This is a genomic window from Nitratidesulfovibrio liaohensis (genome assembly GCF_011682075.1).
Lineage (GTDB): Bacteria > Desulfobacterota > Desulfovibrionia > Desulfovibrionales > Desulfovibrionaceae > Cupidesulfovibrio > Cupidesulfovibrio liaohensis.
This window is the reverse complement of record NZ_VSMK01000422.1, coordinates 1-2,347: the sequence shown is the minus strand read 5'-3', so window position 1 is coordinate 2,347 and position 2,347 is coordinate 1. Positions and strand designations below refer to the sequence as shown.

The following is a 2,347-nucleotide window of genomic DNA, read 5'->3' as shown; positions in this document are numbered from 1 at the left end:
GGCGCAAGGGCGGGGCCGCCCGTGGCCAGCGCCATGTCGCCCATGGCCTGCATGTCGCGTGCGGCGTTGGCACTGCGCCCGTCCTGTTTGAACAGGCTTCTGCCCGCCTTCTTTGCATCGGGCGCGGGGGCGGTGCCGGTCAGGGATCGCGCGGCCAGCACGGCCAGGTTCACGGCCACCGTGGTGGCGCCCACGCCGCCCTTGGCGCCCATGATGTGGATGAGTCGGCCACCGGCTGAGGCAGGCACCACCGCGGGGCTTGCGGCACGGGTGGTACGGCGGCGGCGTGCATAGCCTTCCAGCGCGGCCAGCACCTCGTCCGAGCGGAACGGCTGGGACAGGAATTCGCTGACCCCGGCGCGCATGGCGCGGATGATCAGGTCCGGGTCCTTCTGGCGCGAGGCCACGAACACCTCGCCCACGCGCGGGTCGGTCACCAGCGAGGCGATGGATTCGAAATCGTCCTCGAGGTCGTCGCCCAGTTCCAGGACGACCAGTCCTAGGTCGTCGGCTTCACCGGGGGAGACCAGGCGAAAACCATCCTGCCGGGCGAGAACGCGGGTGAGTTCCTCGCGCGTGGCGAGGCGCTTGGTGAGCAGGCAGACGGGATGGGTGATGTTCATGGCGGATTCTCGCTACTTGCCGATCTTGAAGCGGAGGGTGTTGCCTTCGTCGGGCTTCTTTTCGCCTTCGCGCATGGTTTTCATGACGCGCTCGCCCACCCGGCCATCCAGGCCGATGACGGGGTCGTCGTCCGCCGGGCCGGGGTTCAGCCGCTGGGCGTCGCGCTGGGCGCGAAAGGCCTCGCCCTGGGTGAAGGTCCATTCGGAAATGGGCGAATCCTTGGACGGCCCGGCGCAGCCCGGCAGAACGGAAAGGACGGTCAGGACGGAAAGGACGGACAGGACGCGGATGACCGTAAACAGGGGCAGCAGGGCAGGAGAGGTGATCCGGTTGCGGGCGCTCATTTCGTGCCTCCCTGGGCATGGCCGGGCAGTACGTGCCCGAACTCGCCCTCCATGCCCGAAGGGGCATCGGCGGAGTTGCGGGGATTGGCGTAGGCGGCGGGTGCGGTAATGGCCGGGGCCGCGCCTTCCATCTTGCCCTGGAGGAAGAATTCGAATTCCGATGGCTCGCGGAAGCTGTCCGTGGGCAGCTTGGCCGTGGCGCCGTCCAGCGGCTTTGCCAGGCGCGGGGTGACGATGATGACCAGTTCGGTCTCGTTCTTCTGCCAGTTGCTGGAGCGGAACAGCGTGCCCAGCAGGGGCACGTCGCCCAGCACCGGATACTTCTTGATGTTTTCGCGCACTTCGTCGCGCAGCAGGCCCGCCACGGCAAAGCTCTGGCCGTCGGCCAGTTCCACGGTGGTGGCGGCGCGCCGGGTGGAGATGGCCGGAATGGTGAATCCGTTGATTTCGATGACGTTGGTGTAGTCCAGTTCCGAAACTTCGGGGCTTACGCGCATGCTGATCAGCCTGTCCGAAACCACCGTGGGGGTGAAGCCCAGTGTCACGCCGTACTTCTTGTACTCGATGGCCACGGTGCCCAGGCCCTGCGGTACGGGGATGGGGATTTCGCCCCCGGCCAGGAAGTCGGCATTCTCGCCACTGCGGCAGATCAGCGTGGGTTCGGCCAGCACCTTGACCAGGCCGTTCTGCTTCAGCACGTCCAGAAAGCCCATCAGGCTTGCCCGGCCAGAGGTGGCGCGGAACATGCCGGTGACGTTGGGACTGATCACGGCGCCGGTGGGGCCAACGCCCACCACGCCCTTCTGGCTGTCCAGGGTGAACAGCTGATTCAGCATGCCGAAGGCGAAATCGTTGTTCCAGGCGTAGGTCAGGTCGATGCCCAGGCGTTCCAGCACCGACTTGCGCATCTCGGCCACCTTCACTTCCAGCATCACCTGGTGCACGCCGCCCACCTGCATGAGGTTGGTCACCTTGTCCGGGGCGTACATCCTGGCCACGTCCAGGGCCGTGGTCATGCCCGCGCTGCTGCGCACGGTGCCGGCCAGGGTGATGGATTCGCCCACGGCCATGACCATGATGTCCTTTTCGTCGGGCAGCACGCGGTGCAGCATTTCCTTCAACTGGGCAAGGTCCGGGGTGACCTGGATGTCGTAGACCTGGGTGATGGCCCCGGCCCCGTTCCACAGGGTAAGCGTGGTGCCGCCCGGCTTCTTGCCGGTGACATAGACCTGCTGGGGCGACAGCACCACCACGCCCGCGATGGCTTCGTCGGCCACGGACACGCGGGACGCGGGCTGCGCGGTGCGCACCACCATGGACTTGCCCACGGCCAGCGGCACGGCCTGGGGGGTAGCATCGGCCTGGGCCTGCGCGGCGGC

The 2,347-nt window shown here is 67.3% G+C and carries 2 protein-coding genes and 1 pseudogene; all 3 read right to left on the bottom strand.

All coding sequences use genetic code 11. The features are described 5' to 3' along the window. Window positions 1-623 (bottom strand): annotated as a pseudogene (locus FVW27_RS13410) (response regulator); the annotation flags it as partial. Between the two features lie 12 nt (window positions 624-635). After that, a complete protein-coding gene (locus FVW27_RS13405; RefSeq protein ID WP_167125930.1) occupies window positions 636-968 on the bottom strand; it encodes a hypothetical protein in 333 nt (110 codons plus the stop codon). After that, window positions 965-2,347, bottom strand: a 1,383-nt coding sequence (locus FVW27_RS13400; protein WP_167125927.1) for a type II and III secretion system protein family protein, incomplete at its 5' end; no start/stop codon positions are given. The genes FVW27_RS13405 and FVW27_RS13400, both read right to left, overlap by 4 nt.